1 protein-coding gene is annotated in these 2,094 nt (G+C 71.1%); it reads right to left on the bottom strand.

Going from position 1 to position 2,094, the window contains the following annotated elements:
* On the bottom strand, positions 1–2,053 hold a 2,053-nt coding region (locus tag KN815_RS48795; protein ID WP_216348161.1), incomplete at its 3' end, for a glycoside hydrolase family 2 TIM barrel-domain containing protein.
* Positions 2,054–2,094 lie beyond the last annotated feature (41 nt).

The following is a 2,094-nucleotide window of genomic DNA, read 5'->3' as shown; positions in this document are numbered from 1 at the left end:
TGCCGGAAGCGGTGGCGGGGAGCTGGGCCCAGGCCACCGTATGGCCCGCCGCGGCCCACGCCGTCGGCGCCGCCAGCCGCGCCTCGACGGTCCACCGGGTCTCCGCCTCCGCCTCGGCGGTGCCGGGCGGCGCCGGGAGCTTCAGATCGGCGGACTCGCCCGGCGGCAGCGGCGGCACCGCCAGCTCACCCGAGCCGATCGCCTCGCCCTCCGCCTCATAGCTCCAGGTGAAGACGAGATGGGACAGATCGGCGAAGTCATGGCCGTTGGTGATCCGGACCGTGCCCCGCGCCCCGTCGCCCTCGATCCGCACCGGCTCGATGACCTTCTTGTACTCGATCAGCCCCGGGGAGGGGGTGCGGTCGGGGAAGACCAGCCCGTCGCAGACGAAGTTCCCGTCGTGCAGTTCCTCGCCGAAGTCCCCGCCGTACACGTGGTAGAAGCGGCCGTCGGGGGCGCGCCGGGTGAAGCCGTGGTCGATCCACTCCCAGACGAAACCGCCCTGGCAGCGCTCATGCGCCTCGAACAGCCGCTGGTACTCGCCCAGCCCGCCCGGCCCGTTGCCCATGGCGTGCGCGTACTCGCACTGGATGAACGGCAGCGCCCGGCGCTTCGCGTCCAGCTCCGGATCGTCCCACGGCGCCTCGGTGCGCCGGCCGATCTGGTCGACCTCCTCGTGCGGTGCGTACATCCGCGAGTAGACGTCCGTGTCGGCGCAGGACATGTCGCCCTCGTAGTGGATCACCCGGGACGGGTCGCGCTCCCGGATCCAGTCGGCCATGGCGGACAGCCCGCGTCCGGTGCCGCACTCATTGCCCAGCGACCACATCACGATGGACGGGTGGTTCTTGTCGCGCTCGACCATGCGCTCGGCGCGGTCGAGCAGCGCCGGGGTCCAGCGGTCGTCGTCCACCGGGTTGTTCCGCCAGTCCAGGACGCCGAAGCCATGGGTCTCCAGATCGCATTCGTCGATCACCCACAGCCCCAGCTCGTCGCAGAGCCCGAGGAAGGCCGGATGCGGCGGATAGTGGCTGGTGCGCACGGCGTTGATGTTGTGCTGCTTCATCAGCACCAGATCGCGGCGCATGGTCGCGAGGTCCACCGCCCGCCCGTTCTCGGGGTGGAACTCATGCCGGTTGACGCCGCGGAAGAGCACCCGCCGCCCGTTGACCTTGAGCAGCCCGTCCTCGACCACCACGGTACGGAAGCCCACGTGCAGCGAGACGCCTTCGCCCACCGTGGTCAGCCGAGCCGCGTACAGCCGCGGCGTCTCCGCCGTCCACGGCTCGACGGGGACGGTGGCGCTCTCGCCGGTGGCCAGGTCAAGCCCCAGCTCGGGGACGGTGACCCGGCCGCCGGGGTCGGCGTCGATCCGCAGCGTGCCCTCGCCGGTGGTGTGGTCGTACGAGGCGTGCACGAAGTAGTCGGCGAGCGCGCCCTCGGGGCGGTGCTCCAGCGTCACCTCACGGAAGATACCGGGCAGCCACCACTGGTCCTGGTCCTCCAGATAGCTTCCGGAGGACCACTGGTGGACGCGGACGGCCAGCACGTTCCCCGACGGCTCGAGCAGGCTCCCGACTTCGAACTCATGCGGCAGCCGGCTGCCCTTGAAGGTGCCCAGCTCCTCGCCGTTGAGCCAGACCCGGGCACATGACTCGACGCCCTCGAAGCGCAGCACCGCGTCCCCGCCCGCCGGCCAGTCGCCGGGCAGATCGAAGACGCGCAGATGGTCGCCGGTCGGGTTCTCGGCGGGGACATGCGGCGGATCCACCGGGAAGGGATAGAGCACATTGGTGTAGATCGGCGCCCCGTGGCCGTGCAGCACCCAGTGGCCGGGCACCGGGAGCTCGTCCCAGCCGCGGGCGTCGTAGCCGGGGCGGGCGAAGGAGTCGTCCTCGGCAGTGGCGGTCGGCGACAGCCGGAAGGACCACGTCCCGTTCAGGCTCAGCCGCGCGGCGTCGGAGGATGGGGTCCAGGGGCGGGGCGGCAGCGCTCCCGCGCCGGGGGAGACGTCCTCGTAGTAGGGCAGTGGCGTGTGCTGCGTGGAGCTCATCGTTCTGCTTCCTATTCATTGCTCAGAGTTGAGCATCGAGG

The sequence above is a fragment of the Streptomyces niphimycinicus genome (assembly GCF_018883605.1).
Lineage (GTDB): Bacteria > Actinomycetota > Actinomycetes > Streptomycetales > Streptomycetaceae > Streptomyces > Streptomyces niphimycinicus.
Note: the sequence above shows the minus strand (reverse complement) of the source record. Positions and strands in the feature narration are given on the sequence as shown.